The 25,452-nt window shown below is 40.1% G+C and carries 15 protein-coding genes; 9 read left to right on the forward strand and 6 right to left on the reverse strand.

Features of this window, described 5'->3' with window-relative positions:
• Window positions 1–133 precede the first annotated feature (133 nt).
• Window positions 134–4,795, reverse strand: a complete 4,662-nt coding sequence (gene dnaE, locus ABMQ40_RS04705; RefSeq protein WP_370897061.1) for a DNA polymerase III subunit alpha — start codon at window positions 4,793–4,795, stop codon at window positions 134–136.
• 270 nt (window positions 4,796–5,065) lie between these two features.
• Here dnaE and ABMQ40_RS04710 point away from each other — a divergent pair, with 270 nt between their 5' ends.
• The 3 genes from ABMQ40_RS04710 (at window position 5,066) to ABMQ40_RS04720 (ending at window position 11,841) form a co-directional block, all read left to right on the forward strand.
• A complete protein-coding gene (locus ABMQ40_RS04710) occupies window positions 5,066–7,192 on the forward strand; it encodes a S8 family peptidase (protein ID WP_370897063.1) in 2,127 nt (708 codons plus the stop codon).
• Window positions 7,193–7,554: 362 nt separating this feature from the next.
• Window positions 7,555–9,693 carry a S8 family peptidase gene (locus ABMQ40_RS04715; RefSeq protein ID WP_370897065.1) on the forward strand — a complete coding sequence of 713 codons (2,139 nt, stop codon included), beginning with the start codon at window positions 7,555–7,557 and terminating at the stop codon, window positions 9,691–9,693.
• 75 nt (window positions 9,694–9,768) lie between these two features.
• Window positions 9,769–11,841, forward strand: a complete 2,073-nt coding sequence (locus ABMQ40_RS04720) for an alpha-ketoacid dehydrogenase subunit alpha/beta (protein ID WP_370897067.1) — start codon at window positions 9,769–9,771, stop codon at window positions 11,839–11,841.
• A gap of 211 nt (window positions 11,842–12,052) precedes the next feature.
• Here ABMQ40_RS04720 and ABMQ40_RS04725 read toward each other — a convergent pair whose 3' ends face one another.
• On the reverse strand, window positions 12,053–12,511 hold the full coding sequence (locus ABMQ40_RS04725; RefSeq protein WP_370897069.1) for an Lrp/AsnC family transcriptional regulator: 459 nt from the start codon (window positions 12,509–12,511) through the stop codon (window positions 12,053–12,055).
• A gap of 147 nt (window positions 12,512–12,658) precedes the next feature.
• On the opposite strand from ABMQ40_RS04725, the gene ABMQ40_RS04730 reads away from it, so the two are divergent.
• Window positions 12,659–13,885 (forward strand): aminotransferase class I/II-fold pyridoxal phosphate-dependent enzyme, encoded by a 1,227-nt coding sequence (locus ABMQ40_RS04730; protein WP_370897071.1) that lies wholly within the window; start codon window positions 12,659–12,661, stop codon window positions 13,883–13,885.
• Between the two features lie 45 nt (window positions 13,886–13,930).
• On the opposite strand, the gene ABMQ40_RS04735 is transcribed toward ABMQ40_RS04730, so the two are convergent.
• Window positions 13,931–14,938, reverse strand: a complete 1,008-nt coding sequence (locus tag ABMQ40_RS04735; protein ID WP_370897073.1) for a glycosyltransferase family 2 protein — start codon at window positions 14,936–14,938, stop codon at window positions 13,931–13,933.
• A 664-nt stretch (window positions 14,939–15,602) separates the two neighbouring features.
• The gene (locus tag ABMQ40_RS04740; RefSeq protein ID WP_370897075.1) at window positions 15,603–16,760 is read right to left on the reverse strand and encodes a THUMP domain-containing class I SAM-dependent RNA methyltransferase; all 1,158 of its coding nucleotides are present in this window, start codon (window positions 16,758–16,760) and stop codon (window positions 15,603–15,605) included.
• 131 nt (window positions 16,761–16,891) lie between these two features.
• On the opposite strand from ABMQ40_RS04740, the gene ABMQ40_RS04745 reads away from it, so the two are divergent.
• Complete coding sequence (locus ABMQ40_RS04745) at window positions 16,892–17,620, forward strand: class I SAM-dependent methyltransferase (RefSeq protein WP_370897077.1); 729 nt, start codon at window positions 16,892–16,894, stop codon at window positions 17,618–17,620.
• On the forward strand, window positions 17,620–18,333 hold the full coding sequence (locus ABMQ40_RS04750) for a ZIP family metal transporter (protein ID WP_370897255.1): 714 nt from the start codon (window positions 17,620–17,622) through the stop codon (window positions 18,331–18,333). Before ABMQ40_RS04745 ends, ABMQ40_RS04750 begins: the two co-directional genes overlap by 1 nt.
• 131 nt (window positions 18,334–18,464) lie before the next feature.
• Here ABMQ40_RS04750 and ABMQ40_RS04755 read toward each other — a convergent pair whose 3' ends face one another.
• Window positions 18,465–19,847, reverse strand: a complete 1,383-nt coding sequence (locus tag ABMQ40_RS04755) for an OmpP1/FadL family transporter (protein WP_370897079.1) — start codon at window positions 19,845–19,847, stop codon at window positions 18,465–18,467.
• A gap of 54 nt (window positions 19,848–19,901) precedes the next feature.
• The gene (locus tag ABMQ40_RS04760; RefSeq protein WP_370897081.1) at window positions 19,902–20,873 is read right to left on the reverse strand and encodes a prolyl-tRNA synthetase; all 972 of its coding nucleotides are present in this window, start codon (window positions 20,871–20,873) and stop codon (window positions 19,902–19,904) included.
• A gap of 177 nt (window positions 20,874–21,050) precedes the next feature.
• On the opposite strand from ABMQ40_RS04760, the gene proS reads away from it, so the two are divergent.
• From proS to ABMQ40_RS04775, 3 genes are all read left to right on the forward strand, one after another.
• On the forward strand, window positions 21,051–22,526 hold the full coding sequence (gene proS, locus ABMQ40_RS04765) for a proline--tRNA ligase (RefSeq protein ID WP_370897083.1): 1,476 nt from the start codon (window positions 21,051–21,053) through the stop codon (window positions 22,524–22,526).
• Window positions 22,527–22,643: 117 nt separating this feature from the next.
• Window positions 22,644–23,948: an OmpA family protein gene (locus ABMQ40_RS04770; protein ID WP_370897085.1), complete on the forward strand. Its 1,305-nt coding sequence runs from the start codon at window positions 22,644–22,646 to the stop codon at window positions 23,946–23,948.
• A 106-nt stretch (window positions 23,949–24,054) separates the two neighbouring features.
• Window positions 24,055–25,443, forward strand: a complete 1,389-nt coding sequence (locus ABMQ40_RS04775; RefSeq protein WP_370897087.1) for an Nramp family divalent metal transporter — start codon at window positions 24,055–24,057, stop codon at window positions 25,441–25,443.
• Window positions 25,444–25,452: the final 9 nt, after the last annotated feature.

Here is a 25,452-nt window from a genome sequence, read left to right on the forward strand (position 1 = left end):
AAAGTAAATGATGGTCAATTATTTTTAAACTTCGCTTAACCCGAACTCAGGTTAAAATAATACACAGAATGCTTCCGGCAATAAAAAAAGCAACCCTCCGGCTGCTTTTTATTTTTACTGTTGTATCATCTCCTCAGTTCAAATAGAATTCATACTTATTGAGAAGCTGGATCTCCTTAATAAGATCACCGTTCAGATGTACCGAGTGCTTCATTGATTGTACTTCGATATGGGAATCATCTTCAATATTCTTAATAAAAAATTTCAGTTTATGATCACCCCTGTTTTTTTCAAGCACATTTTTGAAAAATTCCAGATCTTCCGGTCTGAAATCCATCACATCCATTACCAGAGAAATGCTTTTAGCAAACCGTTCAAAGGCTTCCTGGAGCTCAATAACTTCATTAACGTTTACAAAAACACGTCCGTCCTTTACCTGAGCAAATTTGATCTTCAGTATCACAAATCTCTGAACTTCAAGCTTTTCCTTTAACCTCATGTAATCCCGGTCTCCCAATCTGAAGGAATAAGACCCGGAATAATCTTCCAAAGTAAGAAAAGCCACCTTTTCACCGCTTTTGAAACCATCCTGAACCCGATATTCTGTAATCAGTCCGGCAACAGTATATTCCTTCCCTGCCCCGCCATTTTCTCTTTCTCTTTGTATCTGTCTCCAGTCTTTTTTCTTTTCTTCAAAAAGCTCTTCCTGCTTATTGGCAAAAGCCTGTTCTTTGTAAGCATCAATCTCATCCAGGTTTAGAAACCCGAAACTTCCTTTCGGCTCTGCTTTTTTTGTAACCTCTTCCATAATTTCCTCCTCTCCGGAAAGAAGCTCGTCAGACACTAATTCTGTAACATCCATAACCTCGTCCCGGGCATCCTGTTCCAGTATAGGAGCCTCATCTATAACTAATTTTTCACCATCATCCTTTTCCAGAACCGCCTTTTTAGAAAGCTGTCCCTGCATAAACTGAAACTGGTATTTGAATTCATCCAAAGGATGCGCGGAAAGGTAAAATCCTATAATTTCCTTTTCCTTATTCAATTTATGCATATTCGGCCATTCCGGACATGGTGCCAGCTTCGGTTGCTCTATCTGTACTTCCTCGGCAAAATCCGCAAAAAGGGAGTTTTCCATTTCATTTTTACTTTCCTGGAAACTTTGCCCATAACGTATCAGCCTTTCCAGATTTGTCCTCCCTGCAGAATCTATGTCAAAATACTGTCCTCTGTGATAAGTATCCAGTTCATCAAAAGCTCCTGCCACCACTAAGCTTTCCGCAACTCTTTTATTCATTTGCGAAGGCGGGATACGCTCAAAGAAATCATAAATATTTTTAAACTTACCGTTTTCCCTTTCTCTTGTAATGGCTTCACTCGGACCTTCTCCGATCCCCTTGATGGCACCCAGGCCAAAACGGATCTGCCCTTTTTCGTTTACGGAAAATTTGTATTGGGATTCATTCACATCCGGTCCTAAAACATCCACTCCCATACTTTTACAATCTTCCATAAACATGGTAATCTGCGCGGTATTGTTAATGTTATTGCTCATTACACTCGCCATATATTCAGCCGGATAATTAGCCTTTAAAAACGCGGTGTGATAAGCAACTAACGCATAACAGGTGGAGTGTGACTTGTTAAAGGCGTATTCCGCAAAAGCCTTCCAGTCATTCCATATTTTATTTAGCTTGTCTTCATCAAGGTTGTTCTTTTTCCCCCCTTCAATGAATTTCGGATACATTTTATTAAGCACATCGATCTGCTTTTTACCCATCGCTTTTCTCAGTGTATCCGCTTCACCTTTGGTAAAATTGGCAAGCTTTTGGGAAAGGAGCATTACCTGCTCCTGGTAAACTGTGATTCCGTAAGTTTCCTTTAAATATTCTTCAGTTTCCGGCAGGTCATATACAATTTCTTCGATCCCGTGCTTTCTGTTGATGAAGTTCGGGATATATTTTATAGGACCGGGACGGTACAAAGCATTCATCGCAATAAGGTCTGCAAAAACCGTTGGTTTAAGCTCCCTCATATATTTTTGCATCCCGGGACTTTCGTATTGGAAAATCCCGATTGTCCTTCCTTCCTTAAATAACTGATACGTCCTGGCATCATCTAACGGGATCTCATCAGGATTGATATCAATTCCATGCCGTTCTTTTACCAGTTTCAACGCATCTTTAATGATCGTCAGCGTACGGAGACCCAGGAAGTCCATTTTCAGCAGGCCTGCGCTTTCAGCCACTGAATTGTCAAACTGGGACACCAGGATATCGGCGTCTTTAGCCGCAATAGTTACCGGAACAAGATTACTTACCTCTTCCGGCGTAATAATAACACCGCAGGCATGAATCCCAGTATTCCTGATACAGCCTTCCATTTTCTTAGCACTTTCGAGTACACTAAAACGCGGGTCATCAGGATTTTCAAGCACCATCCTCATTTCATCAACAAGAGACTGCTCTTCCGGCTTCAATTTATCATATTTTGCGAGAGCTTTTGCAATATTCATTCCCGGGGTAGAGGGAACCAGCTTTGCGATATTATTGGTTTCCGGGATCGGCACATCAAGCACCCTTCCCGCATCCTTAATGGCAGATTTCCCACCCAGAACTGAATAGGTAATGATCTGAGCTACCTGGCTTTGTCCGTACTTTTCAATCACCCATTTGATGATTTTGTCCCGACCTTCATCATCGAAGTCTATATCAATATCAGGCATTGAAATCCTTTCCGGATTCAGGAATCTCTCAAAAAGGAGATCATACTTGATCGGGTCTACGTTTGTAATTCCGATGCAATAAGCTACGGCAGAGCCTGCAGCAGAACCCCGCCCGGGCCCTACCCATACCCCCATCTTCCGGGCCTCATTACAAAAGTCCTGTACAATAAGGAAATACCCGGGATAACCCGTATTCGCAATCACATCCAGCTCGAAATCAAGGCGCTCTTTTATCTCCTCAGTGATTTCGCTATATTTTCTTTTTGCTCCTTCATACGTTAAATGGGTCAGATAAGCCATTTCTCCTCTTTTTCCTCCGTCTACAGCATCTTCCGGATGGATAAATTCTTCCGGAATGTCAAATTTAGGAAGGAGAACATCTCTTTTTAAGGTATACGGGCTGAATTTGGCCAGAAACTCTTCATAGGCTTCAAAGGCATCGGGATAGGCTAAAAAGGCCTCCTTGATCTCATCACTGTTTTTGATGTAATATTCCCCCGTTGCAAGACCTCTTCTTTTACCGAATCCCTTGCCAACAGGGGTCGAAAGCTTTTCTCCGTCTTTAATACAGCTTACGATATCCTGAATATTGGCATCGTCTTTATTGGTATAGAATGTTTCATTCTGAGCGAGGATCTTAACATTGTATTTATCAGCAAAATATAATAGCACCTCGTTCAGGTGCTCTTCCTCGGGAAGCTTATGATTCTGGATCTGAACATAAAAATCATCCTGAAAGGTATCTTTCCACCATTTGAATAGCTCCTCCCCTTTCTGTTCCCCCGTATTAAGGATCGCATCAGGAATATCCCCGTTAATACCGGAAGTAAGCGCGATCAAACCATCCTTATATTGCGCAATTAATTCACGGCTGATCCTTGGGACCCCAAAATAAAATCCTTTTAAAAAGCCGATACTTGAAAGTTTGGCCAGATTTTTATATCCGTTAAAATCTTTGGCCAGAAGAACCACCTGTGTTCTCCTGTCCGGGTCATCTTTTGTAAACTGCTTTTGCTCATACCGGTCTGAAATATAAAATTCACAGCCTACTACAGGGATCAAAGGCTCTGAAACAGGCTCCTCTTCATTGAACTCTTCCCCATTCTCTTCTGCTTCCTGTTTTCCGGCCAGATATTCTTTGTATTTTTTGGCCCGGTCTGCGTTCGTGGATTCTACAGCTGACACAAATTTAAAAGCTCCCATCATGTTGCCAAGATCAACCATTCCTACCGCAGGGAAATTGTCGTCAGTAGCTTTTTTAATTAAATCGGAAATACTTGAGGTAGCGGTTAACGTTGAGAAAACGCTGTGATTATCAAAGTTGAAGTATTTTCCGAGATCTATTTCGTCTATACTTCCGAAATCGGTCTGCTTTTTCTTATTATGGAAATCAGCTACCTGTCTTCTGATAACAATTCCGAAAGGCTGAATCGGGTTTGGGTAAAGAGACTGAAAATACCGTAGCTGGTCTTCTGAAATCCTCAGAATTTCTGATGATATCACCCCTACCCTTATCATTTCAAAAAATACCTGGGCAGTAGCATTAACGTCTGCTGCCGCGTTGTGGGCTTCGTCAAATTTATTTCCGTAAAGCTTTTCATAAAGCTCTTCCAGTTTTGGTGGTTTGAATTTCCCTCCTTTACCTCCTCCGAGCTGACAGAAATCCGTTCCCAGGATCATGGTATCAGCCTTTGGCTTTTCCTGAAGGTTATTCTTAATATTTTTCCTGAAAAACTCAGCTCCTACAATATTATAGTCAAACTCAACATTGTGTCCCGAAACAATGCGTACTTTTTCAAGAACCCTGGAAAATTCCTCCAGGACCTCCTGAAGGTCCCGGCCTTCTTCATGAGCGATTTTGGTTGTAATTCCGTGAATTCTCGCAGCATTGAACGGTATATCATAACCTTCCGGCTTTATTATATAATCCTGGTTTTCAACCAATCTACCATCATCATCATGCAATTGCCAGGCAATCTGCACCATTCTTGGCCAGTTATCCGAATCTGAAAGAGGTGCGTTGAAGTTTTTTGGCAGTCCCGTTGTTTCCGTATCAAAAACTAAATACATGTATTTCTAGCTTTTTTAATTAAAAGAGAATGTAAAGTTACTCTAATTTTTCATATCTCTTCATACTTAAAATTATCATCCATTAAAACATATTCATTGATTTATTTTCAAAATTAAAAGCAATACTACAATAGTAAATTACACACTACAACATTTAATTTAGTATAATTTTGAAATAAATTTCTATTTTTTATATAATAAAATTATATATATACATTATTTTTATATACATTTGTTGATTGTATACTCATTTAATATTTTACTACTATTATGAAGAAACATTTACTTTTGGTCAGCACTTTAGCCATTACTTTAATAAGTGCGCAAAATAATGATGGATTAAAAAGAGAGTTTGAAAGGCGAAATAAGGAGAATAATGAAAAATTTGACTCTTATGTTGCAAGACATTATGGAGCGGACAGGTCTCCTGAAGTTTTAAAAGAAATTGAAGAAAAAAGAAGTAACCTCGCCGGTTTTTTACCTGATGGTAAACCTTATTTTTATAAGACAGAGGACATCAGACAGGTTTATAATGCCAATGTTGACGATCTTAACCTGGCCGGAGTGATCCCCGGATTAACGAATGCCTATAATGGAGAAGGAATAAAATACACTATTTTTGATGGTGGCAGAGTATATGCAAGCCACCCGGCCTTTAATAATGCTACAGGAAGAATAACGAATAAAGAAGCTGCATCCAATATTTACAGTGCACATGCAACAGGTGTTGCCGGTTTTGTTGGTGCCAAAAGTATTACTGTGAGTGGAACAATAGGAGGAGTACCGGTTTCTGGTGATATCCAGGGTGTAGCTATTAATTCCACCATTGATGCCTACAGGTTTGCAACGACTACTTTACCGGGGAATACAGCAACCAGTACTGTATTTCAAAAAATATTAACGGCACAGCCCAATATTTCCAACCACTCCTATGGTGCGAATGTGGGATGGGATATCCAAACTGTTAGCGGTGCCAATGCCTGGATATGGGGCGGTGCCTTCGGAAGCCCTGATACATCTCTGGATTTGCAGGGAACTTATTTTACCAATGACCAGCAATACGATCAGATCGTTTACAATAACCCTTCCTATATCATTGTTAAATCTGCAGGAAATTATTTCGGATTAGGTCCTGATTACCCGGGAACAGCAACATTTCCTAAATATTATTCCGATAACAACGGTAATTTAGTTCAGTTTGCTTCTACAGATACCTTACCTGCGACTAACTGTTCATTGGGCTATGATTGTATCGGGCCTGGCTCATTAGCTAAAAATATAATTGTGGTGGGAGCTACCGATGTTATCTCTACCAACAGTTATAAATACACTTCCCCTTCTGATGTGGTTCATTCCGATTACAGCAGTGCAGGGCCGAGAGATGACGGTGCAATTAAACCGGATATCTCCACCACTGGCACCGATGTATTCTCTGCTGCTACTGCAGAAAACACCGTAGGTAGTACTGCTTATGATTATGGTAGCGGAACCTCCTACTCTGCTCCGGTAGTGACAGGAGTTATCGGATTATGGACCCAGATCCATAAAGATTTGTTTTCCAATCAATTGCTGAATGCCGCCAGTGCTAAAACCCTAATGGTTCATTCCGCGCTGGAAGCCGGAAACGTTGGCCCGGATCCATGGTTCGGATGGGGATATATCAATGCCAAAAAAGGAGCAGAGCTGCTGGTTGGCAAATCAAACAACACGGTCATCTTCAAAGATGAAACTTTAAATAGTGGTGTGATCAATGCTAAGGCGGTTAAGGCATCCGGAAGTGAGCCTATCAAGGTTACCATTTCATGGATCGATCCTGAATATGTAATTCCGGCTAATCTGAGTTGGCAGGCTGCTTATAACAACAGAAGCTCAAGATTGATCAATGACCTGGATTTAAGAGTTATTGATACCGCTACAAATACTGTTTACTATCCATGGAAGCTGAATGCAAACAGCCCGATGACACCGGCTACAAAAGGTGACAATACCGTGGATAACGTTGAGCAGGTAGTAATTGATAATCCGGTTGCCGGAAGAACTTACAGGATCGAAATTTCCAATAAAGGAACGCTGAAGAACAATGCGGGAGTCAATGCGCCGCAAAACTATTCTATCATTGTAACAGGTCATAGTGAGGTTCTTGGAGCCAATGAAGTGAACGGGGTGAAAGAAGGCATTACTGTAGCTCCTACTATTACCAGGGACATTGTAAACGTATTGAAGGCGCCTAAGAAATCTACCTTCAATGTTTATGACTTATCCGGGAAAAAATTACAAAGCGGTGTGATCAACAGTGATAAGGAATCCGTTGATCTGTCATCATACACCAAAGGAATCTACATTATCGAAATAAAAACCGATAAAGATGTGATTTCTAAAAAAGTTATTAAGGAATAATTCAAATATTGACTAATCCTAAATTAATCGTTACAGATAAGTAAGATAAAAAATACTAATATTCATAATATAGTTGCTGGATATCCGGCAACTATATTTGGTTTTATAGGTTATTACTACTTTATTGATGTTTGTCAGGCAGCCTTTAATTCAATAAGAAGGACAGTGCCTTGAAAAGGACTTTCGGTACAACAAATATAATTTTCAACAATAAAACAGAAAATACGAAAAATATAAATAAAAAATGTTAAAATCACATAACTAATTAACAAAAACACAATTAATTAACACCAAATCGAAAATAAATACAATTATTTAATATATTTGATCCTTAATAATATTTTAATAATTCTATAACGTTTATGAAAAAAACATTTATTTCGATCAGCACTATGGCAATTACGTTAATAAGTGCACAAAACAACAATGAGTTTCTGAAAAGAGAATTTGAAAGGCAAAGAATTGAAAATGATAAAAAATTTAATGCCTATATAGACAAACATTACGGGGCCAATAAAAGCCCTGAAGTTTTAAAAAAAATTGAAGAACAAAGAAGTAAACTGGCCGGTTTTTTGCCTGGTGGTACGCCTTACTTTTATAAGACAGAGGACATCAGACAGGTTTATAATGCCAATGTTGATGATCTCAACCAGGCAGGAGTAATATCCGGATTAACCAATGCCTATAATGGAGAAGGAATTAAGTTCACTATTTTCGATGGCGGTAGAGTATATGAAGGTCACCCAGCCTTTAATAATGCTACAGGAAGAATAACGAATAAAGAAGCTGCATCCAATGTTTACAGTGATCATTCAACAGGTGTTGCTGGTTTTATTGGTGCCAAAAGTATTAGTGTGAATGCAATAATAGGAGGAGTACCGGTTTCTGGTGATATCCGGGGAGTAGCTTCTAATTCTACCATTGACTCCTATATGTTTAACGAAACCACTTTACCAGGAAACACAACACCCAGTAACATATTTCAAAAAATATTAACGGCACAGCCCAATATTTCCAACCACTCCTATGGTATGAATTTGGGATGGGATACGGATACAGTCAACAATACCAACGCATGGATATGGTGGGGTAATTTCACAAGTCCTAATACATATCAAGATATGCAGGGAGTTTATTGGACCAATGACCAGCAATACGATCAGATCGTTTATAATAACCCTTCCTATATCATTGTTAAGTCTGCAGGAAATTATTTCGGATTAGGTCCTAATTATCCGGGAACAGCAACATTTCCTAAATATCACCTGTCTAATGGCGTTAATCCAAATAGCATTTTCTCAGGCGCCGTTAATTTAGAACAGTTTACTTCTACGGATACCTTACCTGCGACCAACTGTTCATTAGGCTATGATTGTATCGGCGCTGGCTCATTAGCTAAAAATATAATTGTGGTAGGGGCTACCAATATTATCTCTAGCAATAACTATAAATACACTTCACCTTCTGATGTGGTTCATTCCGATTACAGCAGTGCAGGGCCGAGAGATGACGGTGCAATTAAACCGGATATCTCCACCACTGGTACTAATGTATTCTATCCTTCTAGTAACATCTTTGGTAGTATTTCTTATGCTAATAGTAGCGGGACCTCTTTTTCTGCCCCTATAGTAACAGGAATTATCGGACTGTGGACCCAGATCCATAAAGATTTGTTCTCCAATCAATTGCTGAATGCCGCCAGTGCTAAAACCCTAATGGTTCATTCCGCGCTGGAAGCCGGAAACGTTGGCCCGGATCCATGGTTCGGATGGGGATATATCAATGCCAAAAAAGGAGCAGAGCTGCTGGTTGGCAAATCAAACAACACGGTCATCTTCAAAGACGAAACCTTAAATAATGGTGTGATCAATACTAAAACAGTTAAGGCATCCGGAAGTGAACCTATCAAGGTTACCATTTCATGGATCGATCCTGAATATGTAGTTCCGACTGATGCAAGCTGGCAGGATATTCACAACAACAGAAACTCAAGATTGGTCAATGACCTGGATTTAAGAGTTATCGATACCGCTACAAATACTGTTTACTATCCATGGAAGCTGGATGCAAACAACCCGATGACACCGGCTACAAAAGGTGACAATACCGTGGATAACGTTGAGCAGGTAGTAGTTGATAATCCGGTTGCCGGAGGAACCTACAGGATTGAAATTTCCAATAAAGGAGCGCTGAAGAACAATACACCGCAAAACTATTCTATTATCGTAACAGGTTATAGTGAAGTTCTTGGAACCAATGAAGCAGGAAGCTTAAGCGGTATCGCAGTTGCGCCTACTATTACCAAAGACCTGGTAAATGTTCTAAAAGCCCCTAAAAAGTCGACATTCAATGTGTATGATCTATCAGGTAAGAAATTACAAAGCGGTGTGATCAACAGCGACAAGGAATCCGTTGATCTGTCATCATACACCAAAGGAATCTACATCATTGAAATAAAAACCGATAAGGATGTGATTTCTAAAAAAGTTATTAAGGAATAGCTTAAAAAGTAAATAATAAGTTACAAAATACTAACGGTTGTTAGTATTTTGTTTTTTTATGTATATTTGCTTTCTATGGAAAATACACTTCACGAAAAAGTTTCTCAGGAAATTTTGCTTAAGGCTTATAACCATATGATGCTTGCAAAAGCAATGGCAGATATCTACGAAGAGAACAGAAATATCTGTAAATATGTTCATAGCACATCCAGAGGTCATGAAGCTATCCAATTAGCCACTGCTTATCAATTAAAAAAGGAAGACTGGGTCTCTCCCTACTACAGGGATGAAAGCATTCTTCTCGGGATTGGCTTTGAGCCCTACCAGCTAATGCTTCAGTTACTGGCAAAAACAGATGATCCTTTTTCAGGAGGCAGATCCTATTATTCTCATCCTTCGAGCAGGGATAACGATAAACCCAAGATCATCCATCAAAGCTCAGCTACCGGAATGCAGACTATTCCTACTACAGGGGTAGCTCAGGGGATAAAATATATTCAGGAATTTAACCTGCAAAATTTCGAAAACAATCCGGTTGTGGTATGCAGCCTTGGTGATAATTCAGTAACAGAAGGTGAAGTAAGTGAAGCTTTACAATTTGCCGCCCTGCATCAGCTTCCTGTTATTTTCCTGGTTCAGGACAATGAATGGGGGATTTCCGTAACAAAAGAGGAAGCAAGAACCAGTGATGCCTATGATTTCGTTGCAGGATTCTCAGGATTGAGCAGAATGCGTGTTGATGGCACTGACTTCGTGGAAAGCTTCGAGGTGATGAAAAAAGCCGTAGATTTTGTGAGGACCGAAAGAAAGCCTTTGGTAGTATGTGCCAAAACAGTGCTCATTGGTCATCATACTTCGGGGGTAAGAAGGGAGTTTTACAGAGATGAAGAAGACCTTGCAAAACACAGAGCTAAAGATCCGGGAGAAATTCTGAGAGCACAATTACTGGAGGCCGGAGTTGATGAAGAATTATTAAAACAGATTACGAAAAAAGCAAGGCTTGAGGTTGAAGAAGCCTTCGAAAAAGCTAAAAATGCGGCAGACCCAAAACCCGAAACCGTAATGGATCATGTGTTTGCTCCTACCCCTGTCACAGAAGAGGTGGGAACCCGGGAGCCTGCCGGCGGTGAAAAGATTGTGATGGTAGATGCTGCCATACATGCCATCCAGGAACTGATGTGGAAACATCCTGAAGCTTTACTTTACGGCCAGGATGTAGGCGAAAGGATCGGTGGAGTTTTTCGTGAAACAGTGACTCTGGGTAAAAAGTTCGGGAATAAAAGAGTTTTCAATACGGCCATTCAGGAAGCCTATATCATTGGTTCCACAGTAGGGATGAGTGCCGTTGGCCTAAAACCCATTGTAGAAGTTCAATTTGCAGATTATATCTATCCAGGAATCAATCAGCTGGTAACTGAAATTTCCAAATCCAATTACTTAAGCCACGGGAAATATCCGGTGAGCAATATCATCCGTGTCCCGATCGGGGCTTACGGAGGTGGAGGACCTTACCATAGCGGAAGCGTTGAAAGTATTCTTGCCAACATCAAAGGGATCAAAATAGCGTATCCAAGCAATGCCGCTGACTTTAAAGGACTATTAAAGGCTGCCTATTATGATCCGAATCCGGTCATTATGCTGGAGCATAAAGGTTTGTACTGGAGTAAAGTTCCGGGTACCGAAGATGCGAAAACCATAGAGCCGGCTGAAGATTATATTTTACCTTTCGGAAAAGGAAAAGTGATTATTGAAGCAGATAAGGAAGAAACTGATAAAGGAAGGACCCTGCTGGTTGTCACTTACGGAATGGGAGTTTACTGGGCTAAAGAAGCCGCTAAAAACTTCAGCGGAAGAGTGGAGGTGATCGATTTAAGGACACTGATCCCGTTAGACGAGGAACTGGTGTTTGAAAGGGTAAAAGCCCATGGAAAATGCATTGTCCTTACTGAAGAGCAGCTTAATAACTCCTTTGCAGAAGCCTTTGCACACCGTATTTCTAAAAACTGCTTTAAATACCTGGATGCCCCGGTAGAAGCCATGGGCTCTCTGGATGTTCCTGCCGTTCCGATCAATCTGGTGCTGGAAAGAGAGATGCTTCCGAATGCTGAAAAGCTGACCGGCAAGATTCAGGAAATGCTAAAATACTAATCATACAAGCCTCTGATCCGGAGGCTTTTTTTATGGCTTCTTTTTATAAATTTAAACATTCAATTCTTTTAAAACACTTATTCAGAAAATCCGTTTGCAGAACTGGTGTTTTGATGTTCCTATACTTCCTATAGAAATTGATCTTCTTCAATGATGGAAGAGTATAATCTTCCGGAGCCTATTGCTTCCAAAAACGGGATCCTGATCTGATTTACAGGACAATTGCTGTTGTATTTTTCACCTCAGAAATCATAAAGGAGCTATGGGTGCTTGCAATATGCTGTAAGGTTGTTAATTTCGAAAGCATGAAATTGCGATAATCCTCCATATCTTTCACCCCGATTTTAAGGATATAATCGTAGTCCCCGCTTACATGAAAGCATTCGGTAACTTCCTGCAGATCCATGATCTCTTTTTCAAACTGAAGAACATACTCCTTTTTATGCTGGGTCAGTTTCACATGGCACAATACGATAAAATCCCGGTTGACCTTGTGCCGGTCCAGGATAGCTACATATTTTGAGATCACTCCCGTATTTTCAAGCTTTCTGATGCGTTCGTATACCGCTGTTACGGAAAGACCAAGCTTATAAGACAATTCTTTGGTAGTTTGTTTAGAGTTTTGCTGTAAAAACAAGAGCAGTTTTTTGTCAATCTCATCCATATCCATAGATTATTTTTTGTTAAAAATTACCACTACCCAAATATAATAAACATTTTTTCTACACTTACACCAAACCATAGATTTATAATCTAAAAAAACAAATTTACATTGTAATAATTATTAAAATATCGCAAATTTAAAAACAAAAAAGCTATGAAAGATTTTAATGCAGCCAATGAAATTCAGGATTTGCAATATTTCGGAGAATTCGGCGGAGTGAATCCGTCTATCTCAGACAGCTCCACATATACCTTTCTGTCTGCCAAGACAATGTTCGATACTTTTGAGGGAAATGCAGACGGATGCTATCTGTATTCAAGACATTCATCCCCTATGAATCTCTACCTTTCCCAGGCATTGGCCAAGCTCGAAAATACCGAAGCCGCCAACGTTACGGCTTCAGGAATGGGAGCCATCACCTCTGTCCTGATGCAGATATGTAAAAGCGGTGACCATATCATCTCAAGCAGAACCATCTATGGCGGGACCTACGCCTTTCTGAAAAATTTTTTCCCGGGCTTCAATATTGAAACGACCTTTGTAGATATCAACAATTTTGAATCTGTTGAAAAATCCATAAAGCCGGATACAAAGGTCATTTATTGCGAAAGTGTCAGCAATCCCCTGCTTGAAGTGGCGGATTTAAGAAAACTTTCGGAAATCTGTAAAAAGTATAATCTTAAGCTGGTAGTGGATAACACCTTTTCTCCCCTTTCCATTTCACCTAAGCTGTTAGGGGCAGACATTGTCATCCACAGCCTGACTAAATTCATCAATGGAAGCAGTGATACTGTAGGAGGAGTATATTGCGGTAGTCAGGAATTTATCAATGATACTAAAAATGTAAACTCCGGGGCATGCATGCTGCTTGGCCCTACCATGGACAGCCTTCGCTCAGCAAGTATTCTCAAGAACCTGAGAACATTGCATATCCGGATCAAACAGCATAGCCATAATGCAATGTACCTGGCCGAAAGATTCGAAAAGGACGGCCTGAAAGTGGCATATCCGGGATTGAAATCCCATAAAAATCATGAGCTGATGAAAAGTATGATGCATGAAGAATACGGTTTTGGCGGCCTGCTGACGCTGGATGCTGGAACTACGGAAAAAGCCAATGAGCTGATGGAGCTGATGCAGCAGGAAAATCTGGGCTACCTGGCCGTAAGTCTTGGATTCTATAAGACTCTGTTCTCCTGTTCAGGAAGCTCTACATCTTCTGAAATTCCTGAAGAAGAGCGTGCTGCTATGGGAATTTCCGACGGGCTTATCAGATTTTCCATAGGATTGGATCATGACATCGAAAGAACCTACCTGAAAATGAAAGAATGCATGCTGAAAGTAGGGGTTCTCAACCATGAAGTAACCTCCATATTCTAAATTATAAAAGCTGTTGAGATCATGATCAACAGCTTTATTTTTTCTTTAATTTTTCCTGTAATAATGCTTTGGAAATGCCTCTTCCGGTTTCATCCTGAAAATATTCAGAAGGATCCAGGATTTTAAAAATCCATATCCGTAAGAGAACATCTGAATATAAGTTGAGATTACCGCCATCCCGGCAATACTCATATTCCTTGTTACCCATAAGGCATGAAAAAACACCAGGAAAGTATATAGTCCATAGAAGGCAAGTATAATTCCTTTCCCTAAAATAAAATATTCAATAAAGCCCAATACATACCCCAGTAAAAACAGGGTGGGAAATGCAAAGGAAATTTTCACATAATCAGGGTGCCTCTGGTTCAGGATAGGCCTTGCACATCCGAATTGAAATACCTGTTTTGAAAACTTTCCGAAATCTACCCTTCGCTTATGATATACGGCAATATCATCAAAAAAAGCAGTGGTAAAACCATTTTCCCAAAGGGTCATAGACAGATCCGGGTCCTCTCCTATTCTCATCTCGGAAAAACCTCCCACCTCATTAAAAACAGCTTTCTTCACCCCCATATTAAAACTTCTGGGCTGAAATCTGGATATCGCTTTTTTACTTCCCCGGATTCCCCCTGTGGTAAAAACAGAGGTCATGGAATAGGAAATGGCTTTCTGCATAAGATTAAAGCCTTTATGAGCCTTGTCTGCGCCACCAAAGGCATCACATGGGATCTCTATGATATTCTTTTTGATATTCTCAATATAATCAGTTTCTACAATGACATCACTGTCCACAAAAACCAGCCATTCATTTCCCGCTCTTCTTGCTCCGTAATTTCTTGTCAAGCCCGGACCTGAATTATCCTTTCTGAAATACTGTATGTTTAAAAGTTCCTCAAAGCTGTACACTGTAGGTTTCAGATCTATAAGAGAGCCGTCATCCACAATAATCACTTCAAACTCCTTGTCAGTCTGATGAGTAAGTGAATTAAGCAGCTCAAAAAGCTCGTCTTTACGATTAAAAATAGCAACGATAATGGAAATTGTAGGCTTCAAAATGGAAAATTTCCCAAAAATAATTATTCATGGAAGAATCCACAAACAGTTTAACAGGTTATTCAGAGAAATTAACATAATATAAATCCAAAGCCACAGGAATGGTTAACGGTTAACGGCAAAGGCTGCCTTATACAAATACTCCTGATCTGAAATAAATCCACAACACTATGGAAATAAGTGAAATAATAACCGAACAGCTGAACAACAGGAGCTGAAACAGGTTTTTAAAATAGTAAAGTTCTGAAATATACAGGACAAAAAACAGTAAAAATGAAAGAGAGAGACCTATTACTGAAGCTACGATTACTGTCTGGATAAGATTTTCAGGAGGCAATGGGTCCCTGAATACAAAAAATAATAAGGTACAAGCTATGACAATAAATCCTGAACTGATCTTCTCAATAATATATCTCGCCTTTTTTGACTTGGACCGAACACAAAAACGGTTGCCGGAACCGGTATCTAACAGATTCAGGGCATTAAAAAACATATCCAATAGATCAGGAATATTCCAGGACATAATCACTTTAATTGATTCTGATATAGAAAAATTATAACAAATATTAAGATAATACCTTACGACTTATCCGGACTAGCCAAATGATCATGAAAACGGCAATATAAGAATAGGTGGCTAGCAATGAGGAAACGCCGTAATTTGTCATTCTGCTTTATGTACTTTTTTCGTCCCTTCATACATCTCATATTGCAAAAATCTCGTTTCCAGTTTCCCGTTGAAAAGTTTGATCTTCCTCGACGGACGGAGACCTACCTTTTTTACGGCCTCAAGATCAGAGGTAATCAGCCATGCCAGTGTGTTGGGATAATTATTCTTGAAAGTATCACCGATCTTTTTATAGAAATCGTCATCATTAACGGAGATCCTTTCGTCATATGGCGGATTAAACACCATCAGCAACGGAAAAAGCTCTTTTTTTGAATCAAAGAAATTTTGCTTTTTTACTTCGATTACATCTTCCATTTCCGCTGCTTCAATATTTATTCTTGCGGCATTCAGCATTCTTGCATCGATATCGTAGCCTACTATTTTCCCTTCAAATTCTTTGATCCTGTTGATCCTGAATTCCTTGATCTTTGTAAACAATTCCGCGTCATAGTCCTTCCAGTTCTGGAAGGCAAATTTTTTCCTGAAAATCTGTGCCGGAAGGTCCATTGCGATCATAGCGGCTTCAATTAATAGGGTTCCTGAGCCACACATCGGATCAAGAAAATTCCCTTTTCCATCCCATCCAGCCATCTGAAGCATTCCACTGGCCAAAACCTCATTGATAGGGGCCTGCCCCTGCTCTTTCCTGTACCCTCTTTTAAATAACGGATCTCCTGAAGAATCCAGTGATATGGTCACCAGATCCCTGTCAATATGAAGATGAAATTTAATATCAGGATTCTTTGTTTCCACATTGGGACGCTTTTTAAATTTGAACTGAAAGTAATCTACAATTGCATCCTTCATTTTCAATGTCATAAACTGGGAATGTTTAAAGCGCTCCGAATTTACCGTAGCATCAATGGCAAAGGTCTGATCAATGTCCATATACTCATCCCAGGCAAACCTTGAAAGCTTATCGTAAAATTTATGTTCGTTAAAAGCTTTAAATTCGAAAACCGGGACCAGAATCTTTAAGGCTGTTCTCGCAGAGTAATTTATTTTATACAGGAAGCCCAGGTCTCCTTCGCAGTTTACCGCCCTGTTTTTGATTTCAACTTTCCGGCCGCCAAGCTTTTTAATTTCATCCGCCAGGACAGGTTCCAGTCCAAAAAATGTTTTTATCTGAATTTGTAGATTTTCTGTATCCATAGTCATGAAAAGATATAAAGATTTAAAAATTAAAAGATTAGGCATTTAATTTTTTCATCAATTGAATCTTTCAATATCTCAATGTTAAAAATACTTGCCTTTAACCGCACAAATTTAGTTATTTTTGCGTTATGGAATGGTTTGAATCTTGGTTTGATACCCCTTATTATCATTTGTTATATAGCAACAGAGACTATACGGAAGCTGAAAACTTCATTACAAAATTAACTGCTTACCTGCAGCTTCCACCATCTTCTAAAATCATTGATCTGGCCTGCGGAAAAGGAAGACATTCGGTCTTTCTGAATAAACTGGGATATGATGTTTTAGGGCTCGACCTTTCCAGACAAAGCATAGAATTTGATAAGCAGTTTGAAAACCAGACATTACTTTTTGAGGTCCATGATATGAGAAACCCCATCGATGCAGAGCCTATGGATGCTGTTTTCAATCTTTTTACAAGCTTCGGATATTTTGAAAGTGAAAGTGATGATAAAAAAGTCTTTCAATCGGTTTACCGGGCTTTAAAACCAGGTGGCTTTTTTGTTTTGGATTACCTCAATGAAGCCTATGTAAGGAAAACCATAGTACCGGAATCTGTAATTATCCGGGATCATATCCATTTTAAGATCCGTAAAAAAATTGAAAGAAGATATATTATCAAGGATATCCGTTTTGAAGACAACGGAAAACCTTATCATTTCTTTGAAAAAGTAAAGCTGCATACGCTCGAGGCCATTAATTCCTATGCCGATGAAACTGGCTTCGAAAGAATAAAAATCTGGGGAGATTATCAGCTAAACGCTTTTGATAAGGAAAGTTCTCCCCGTTGTATCAATCTATTTAGAAAAAAAGCATGATAACCGTTACTCTACTTATTTTAAGCGTCCTTGCAGGAGTATTTCTTGGAAAATATTTCGGCAGGAAAGAAAAGCTGGCAAAAAATTTACTGATCTTAAGCGCCGGATTTCTCATTACTATCTGCCTGAATGAAGTATTTCCGCAGGTTTATACTTCCGAAATAAGCCATAACCTTGGTGTTTTTGTGATCATTGGTGTTCTGCTGCAAATGATTCTTGAGGCCTTGACGAAAGGGTTCGAGCATGGCCATTTCCATCATCATAATGAGCATAATATCCTTCCTTTGGCTTTAATGGTGGGGCTTTTTATCCATGCTTTCATCGAAGGTATTCCTCTTGCCAATGAAGACCATGAGCTGTCCCCTTATCTTCTGGGGATTGTTTTTCATAATCTTCCCATTTCATTTATCCTCGGCGCGTTTTTATTCAACCGGAAAAATGAACCGAAAAAAAGGCCTTCATACCCTTCGTTGCTGATCGTAGCCTTATTTGCTCTGGCATCCCCCATGGGAATGTTACTGGGGAATTATTTCAATCCCGAACTACAGCCTTATTTTCTTGCCATCGTAGGAGGTATTTTCTTACATATTTCATCCGTAATCATCTTTGAAAGCAATAAAAACCACAATATTGACTGGACAAAAATAGGATTGGTAATTCTCGGGGTTTCTTCAGCTTTAATCATGCATTTATTCCATCATCATCCGCATTGAACATATAATTAAACCGGTACAAAGTTTAAACCATGTTCCGGATGGTAAATCAGAGCCTGATCCCATTAAAAATAAAAAGCTCCGGACAATCCGGAGCCTTCAATTTAATCACTCATTACACAATCTGGAAATTAGAATTTCCATCCGAATGTAAGAAAGAAGTTATTTCTGCTGTTTTTCACGTCTGAAACAATGTAAGAATCACTTGTTATCAGATTATTTTGTGAATAATAACCAGCCTCTATATTATTTGCAGGATCTACGACCCCTCTCATAAATGGATTACGGTATTTGGACATTACGTTCTGATAGGAAGCATCTATATAAAATGATTTGAAATCATATCCAAGCCCGAAAGACAGAGCGTTTCTGTCATTAAGGATAAGATTGTCATATGATCCGTCCGATACAGAGCCATCGTTAGCAAATCTGCTGATGGTTAATGCATCCAGCGGGTTAGAAGTATAGGCATAACCTCCTCTTATCCTTAGCTGCTTAAGCCTGTATTCCGCTCCTACTCTTACTTCTGATACGTTTTTGTAATTATCCTTAAAGAAATCATTAAGTTCCGTTTCCGCAGGACCATATTCTTTATATTTCGGAGTAGTCAGACCAAGACTGTAATCAACGTTCAAAGCAAAGCTTTTATTTGCGATGAAAGCGGCGCTCACTGTAGCTTTAAGCGGAGAGGTGAACTTTCTGTTTTCAATCGCTATGTCATCACCATATACAGGATCATTATAAAAATTATAGCTTCTGTCAATATTCCAGAAAGTAGGGGTTTCAAGGGCAGCACCCAAACGGAAGTTAGGACTTACCTTTCCGATTACTCCCAGGGATGCGGAGAAACCATTCCCTCTTTCATAAAAAGGCGTATTCTGCTTGCTGAAATATTCGGATGATCCGTTCTGAAGAGAATTAAAAATAGCTGTATCAGACTGATCAACCGATGAATTGAAGAAGTTGAATCCTGCTCCGATATATAAGCTATGATTATAGTTGGCACCTACCCCGAAGCTCGTTTTGGATATATAACCATATCTGTCATACGCATGCCTTGCATAAGATGAGCTGTTACTATCATCAAAGTCATAGATGATATTACTGTTTCCGGGAGTCTCTACATAATTTTCAATAGACTGGTTGGAAAAATTCACTCCGATGTTGATAAATTTCCATGCACTCTCTGTCTGTAATTGAAAAGTCATTACCCCTCCGGCATTTCCAAGGTCTCCCTTGGTTAAAGAATATCCGTAGGAGGAACCGGCAAGTGAAGACGTATTTTTATTGTTCATTATAGATAACGTCCCTGAAATCTCTCCGGAAATAGCAACCCCCAAACCAGCCGGGTTGGTCAGCAAAGAATTGGCATCACCTCCCAAAGCCCCGTTAGATCCAGCCATCGCATTAAACTTGGCTGACCCTATATTCGGAGAATTAGAATAAACATCTATAGAATTTCTTATGACAGAAATATCCTGAGCCTGCACAAAAAAAGCTGCAGAAATGCTCATTATAGCTAAAGTTTTTTTTAACATTATTTTTTTGAATAGTTATTGTTTTGAATTTTATCTTCCTCCTCTGAAGCCTCCGCCGCCTCCGCCGGATCTGAAGCCGCCACCTCCGGAACTACCGCCACCAAATCCGCCCGAGTTAAAACCTCCGGATCTGAAGCCGCCACTGTTGTTGTTCCTGAAGCCGCTATCATTTCTGAAGCCACTGTCATTACTTCGGTATCTAGGCTGATTATAGCCGGGATTGGTACGATATCCGGACTGATTTCTGAAACCTCCGTTGGCATTTCCTTGTCTGAATCCGCCATTGGTATTTCTGAAGCCGCCGGTGTTCCCTTGTCTGAAACCACCTGTGTTGGTTCTGAAGCCAGAAGTATTGCCTTTGCTTAAGCCTCCTGCATTATAGCTGTTGAATCCTCTTCCGTCTGCTCCGCTTCTTCTGTAAATAGGCCTGTAGTAATTACCCCAGTAGCCGCCGTTCCATCCCCAGTAAGGATATCCATAATAGCCACCCCAGAAAGGATCATATCCCCAGAAAGGTGAATATCCGAATCCCCAGCTCCAATATGGGTTGTAGCCCCAGCCGCCTCCCCAGCCCCAGGACAGACCTATGCCCCAGCCCCAGCCTCTGTTCCATCCCCAATATGGGCTATAATAACCATATCCCCAAGGATATCCCCATCCCCAGGAGTTATCATAATAATTGGTTACATTTCCGGCAAAAGTTCCCCAGTCAGAATCGGTAGCATTTCCGTTCCATGAAGTTCCGCTCCACGCGTTATACCTATTGTCCTGTTCCTGGGTATTTATTTCGGCATTTTGAATGATATTTGAATCGTCTTGATAATAATCATAATATTCCCCTACCCTGTTCCCATTGTTATTAATAATTACGCCTTCAGGTAGTGTATCTTTATTGGGATCATAATAGACCCCGTCTGTCTCGCTGTACCCTCCCATCTGGGCGCCACAAGACATCAGTAGTAATCCGCCTGCAATTGCCAAAACACCTTTTGATTTTAGCATTCCAAGCAAATTTTTATGTATATTTCTTTTCATGATAACGTAAAAATTTTTAATTTAAATTATATTTGCAATCTGTACCAAAAATGTACCAAATAACTGGTAAAAAAATCTATCAAAAATAGATTTTTATTTTTAGATGACAATAAAAGAAAAAAGTTAAAAAAATTTTAAAAAATAATGGCAAAATTAACCTCAAGAAGCGAAGATTACAGCAAATGGTATAATGAGTTGGTGGTAAAAGCTGACTTAGCTGAAAATTCCGGAGTGCGGGGGTGCATGGTAATCAAACCATACGGCTATGCAATCTGGGAAAAAATGCGTGATGAAATGGACAGAAAGTTCAAGGAAACCGGTCACGTTAATGCTTATTTCCCGCTTTTTGTGCCCAAAAGCTTGTTTGAGGCTGAAGAAAAAAATGCAGAAGGTTTTGCAAAAGAATGTGCGGTAGTCACCCATTACAGATTAAAAACGGATCCGGACAACCCTCAGAAGCTGATTGTGGATCCTGAAGCAAAACTGGAAGAAGAGCTGATCGTGCGTCCTACTTCAGAAGCGATTATTTGGAATACCTATAAGAATTGGATCCAGTCTTACAGAGATCTTCCGATCCTGATCAACCAATGGGCCAATGTGGTGCGATGGGAGATGAGAACACGCCTGTTCCTGAGAACTGCGGAATTTCTATGGCAGGAAGGCCACACCGCGCATGCTACCCGTGAGGAGGCAATAGAAGAAACGGAGAAAATGATCGATGTATATGCCGATTTTGCCGAAAACTTTATGGCAATGCCTGTGATTAAAGGATTAAAAACACCTTCCGAAAGATTTGCGGGAGCAGACGAAACCTATTGTATAGAAGCCTTGATGCAGGACGGGAAAGCTCTACAGGCAGGAACCTCCCACTTCCTGGGACAGAATTTCGCAAAAGCCTTTGACGTGAAATTTACCAATAAAGAAGGAAAAATTGAACATGCATGGGCCACCTCATGGGGGACATCTACCCGTCTGATGGGCGCCCTTATCATGACCCATTCGGATGATTTCGGATTGGTATTGCCTCCTACCCTGGCTCCAATTCAGGTAGTGATTGTTCCTATCTTTAAAGGGGAAGAACAATTGAACCAGATCAGTGAAGTTGCCATGGATATCCAGGCTAAGCTGAGAATGAAAGGCATTTCCGTGAAATTTGATAATGACACCCAGAACAAACCGGGATGGAAATTTGCAGAATATGAGCTGAAGGGAGTTCCGGTACGAATTGCCATAGGCCCTAAGGATCTGGAAAACAAATCCGTAGAAATTGCAAGAAGAGATAACCTTACAAAAGAGGTTCGTTCAATTGAAGGTCTGGACTCTTATATTGAGGAATTACTGAAAACGATACAAAAAGATATCTACAATAAAGCCCTTAATTTCAGAAAGGATAATATCACTAAAGTTGATTCTTACGAAGAGTTCAAGAAAGTGCTGGAAGAAAAAGGAGGCTTTATCTATGCCCACTGGGATGGTACCGCGGAAGAAGAAGAGCAGATCAAGGAAGAAACCAAGGCCACCATCAGATGTATTCCTTTGGATGATGATATTGAGGAAGGAGTGTCCCTTATTTCCGGTAAACCTTCAAAAAGACGTGTATTATTCGCTAAAGCATATTAATTTTTTTAATGATTTATCAAACATTTCCGAAAAAAATAGATAATAATTAAAAAAAAATAACATTTAGAGATTTTTTTATTTAAATTTATATCACATTAATCTCAAAATAAATTTATTATGTCTTTAAATGTCATTGATTTAATTAAAGGACAATTGGGTCCCGCTTTAGTATCTCAGGCTGCTTCTCAATATGGAGAAAGCGAATCAGGAATTTCAAAAGCAATTGGAGGTTTATTACCTGTAGTTGTGGGTGGGCTGGCCAATAATTCGGACAACCCTAACGTCTTAGATGCCATATCAAACGCCTCATCCAGCGGAATTTTAGGAAATTTATTAGGTGGTAGCACTAACAATTCCCTTATCTCTAATTTATTGTCCTCAATTTTTGGTGACAAAATCAGCGGAATAATCAACACTATTGCTACATACGCAGGAGTAAGCAATAATACTTCCAGTTCTTTGCTAAGCCTGGTAACAGGAGCAACGGTAGGTTCCATAGGAAAATATGCCGCTGATAACAACCTGGATAGATCAGGGATTTCCGGTTTATTGAATGACCAGAAAGGCATCATTTCCGGCCTGCTTCCTGCAGGGCTTTCCCTGGCTTCCTTGAACATAGGGGATTGGGCTAAAAGATATCAGTTTGATAACGATAAGGATGCCATAAACACCCCACATGAAGAACCTAAAATAGAGGTTACAAGAAGTACAACACCTACAGGGACCTATCCTGACCGGAACAATGACGGCGGAGGCTCCATCTGGAAATGGCTTCTGCCGCTTTTACTGCTAATTGCGGCTGCGTATTTCCTTTGGAAACAATGTGATAAAAAAGAAACTACCACTACCGCTACAGCCACGGATTCAACCGGGGTAGCAACCGATACGGCAAGCGCAGTTTCTCCAACTGCCGATACAGCAAGCGCAGGCGCAGCCACTTCGGCAAAGGTGGATGAAAATATTGATCTGAACGGAACCACACTTAAAGGATATAAAGGGGGTATGGAAGACAGGATGATCACCTTTTTAAAATCCGGCGGTTATGAAAATGCAGCGGATGACAGCGCTTTAAAGGATACATGGTATGATTTTGATCATGTGAACTTCAAAATGGGAAGCTCAACTGAGCTGGAAGCAGGGTCCCAGGGACAATTGGACAACCTGGTTGCCATTTTAAAGGCATTTCCTGATGCTAAAATCAAAATCGGCGGCTATACTGATAAAACAGGAAATGAAGCCGGCAACCTGAAATTATCTCAGGCAAGGGCAGATTATATTAAAAATGCACTTGCAAAAGCCGGAGTAGGCAGTCAGGTGCTGGGTGCCGAAGGCTATGGAAGCAAATTCGCTACTGTTGATGCCAACGCTTCTGATGCTGAGAGAGCCGTAGACAGAAAAATGTCTGTAAGATTTGCAAAGTAATTACAACTTAAAAAATATTAATCCCGGAAGTGCTTCCGGGATTTTTTATTTCCGGTTTTCATATTTCGATTTATTTAATTAAATTTGTTAGTCATTTCTAACATTTATGAATTTAAAAAACGCCTGGCGCAAAAATAAAACATTACATTCATTACCTGAGGTTTACTCATCAATTAAAGTACCCGAAAAAGCAAGTTTCTGGAGAAAGTACCTTGCTTTTGCAGGACCCGGGTTAATGGTTGCCGTAGGATATATGGACCCGGGAAACTGGGCTACTGATATTGCCGGAGGAGCTCGGTTCGGATATACCCTGCTCTCTGTAATTCTGATATCCAATATCTTTGCAATGGTTCTGCAGCATCTTTCGGTAAAACTCGGAGTAGTTGCAGAAAGAGATCTTGCACAGGCTTGCAGAGATCATTTCAGCCCTGCTACCAACTTTATATTATGGATATTCTGTGAAATAGCTATAGCCGCCTGCGACCTTGCAGAGGTCATAGGCTCCGCCATTGCCCTTAATCTGCTGTTTCATATCCCTTTGACATGGGGGATTGTAATCACCACCATCGATGTATTGATTATCCTGCTCCTCCAGGCAAAAGGATTCAGGTGGATTGAAAGCATTGTAGGCGGCCTTATATTTATTATTCTCGCCTGCTTCATCTATGAGATCGTGATTTCAAAGCCGGCTTTTAATGAAATCCTGGGGGGCTTGATTCCTCAAAAGGAGATCATTCAGAACCCCTCCATGCTGTATATTGCCATTGGTATCCTGGGAGCCACCGTAATGCCCCATAACCTCTATCTGCACAGCAGTATCGTTCAGACCAGGAATTATCCCCGGACTAAAGAAGGAAAAAAAGAGGCTATAAAATTTGCGACCTTAGACAGTACCGTATCGCTGATGCTCGCCTTCTTTATTAATGGCGCCATACTCATTCTGGCAGCCGCTACCTTCCACATTACAGGTAACAAGCATGTGGCTGATATACACGATGCCTATAAAATGCTTACCCCCATATTGGGAGCATCCATGGCCAGTATTGCCTTTGCAATTGCATTACTGGCCTCGGGACAAAATTCAACGCTCACAGGAACACTGGCCGGCCAGATCGTAATGGAAGGATTTTTAAACATCAGATTAAAACCATGGCTAAGAAGGCTTATTACCAGACTTATTGCCGTGATCCCGGCCCTTATCGTCACCATTATCTACGGTGAAAGGGGAACCACTGAATTACTGGTTCTGAGCCAGGTCATCCTGTCAATGCAACTGAGCTTTGCCGTTGTCCCTCTGGTGATGTTTACCAGCGATAAAGCCAAAATGGGGGAATTTGTAAATAAACCATTCATGAAGACCTGTGTATGGATTATTTCCTTTATCATCATTATCCTGAATCTATACCTTTTATTTCAGACCTTTTTGGAGAGTAATAGTGAGTGGTTTACTGTATCCGTCAATGATTGGGAAACTTCAATCATCTTATTTTTCTGACTATATGTC

Origin of the sequence: Chryseobacterium gossypii (assembly GCF_041361455.1) — a bacterium.
Classification (GTDB): Bacteria; Bacteroidota; Bacteroidia; order Flavobacteriales; family Weeksellaceae; genus Chryseobacterium; species Chryseobacterium gossypii.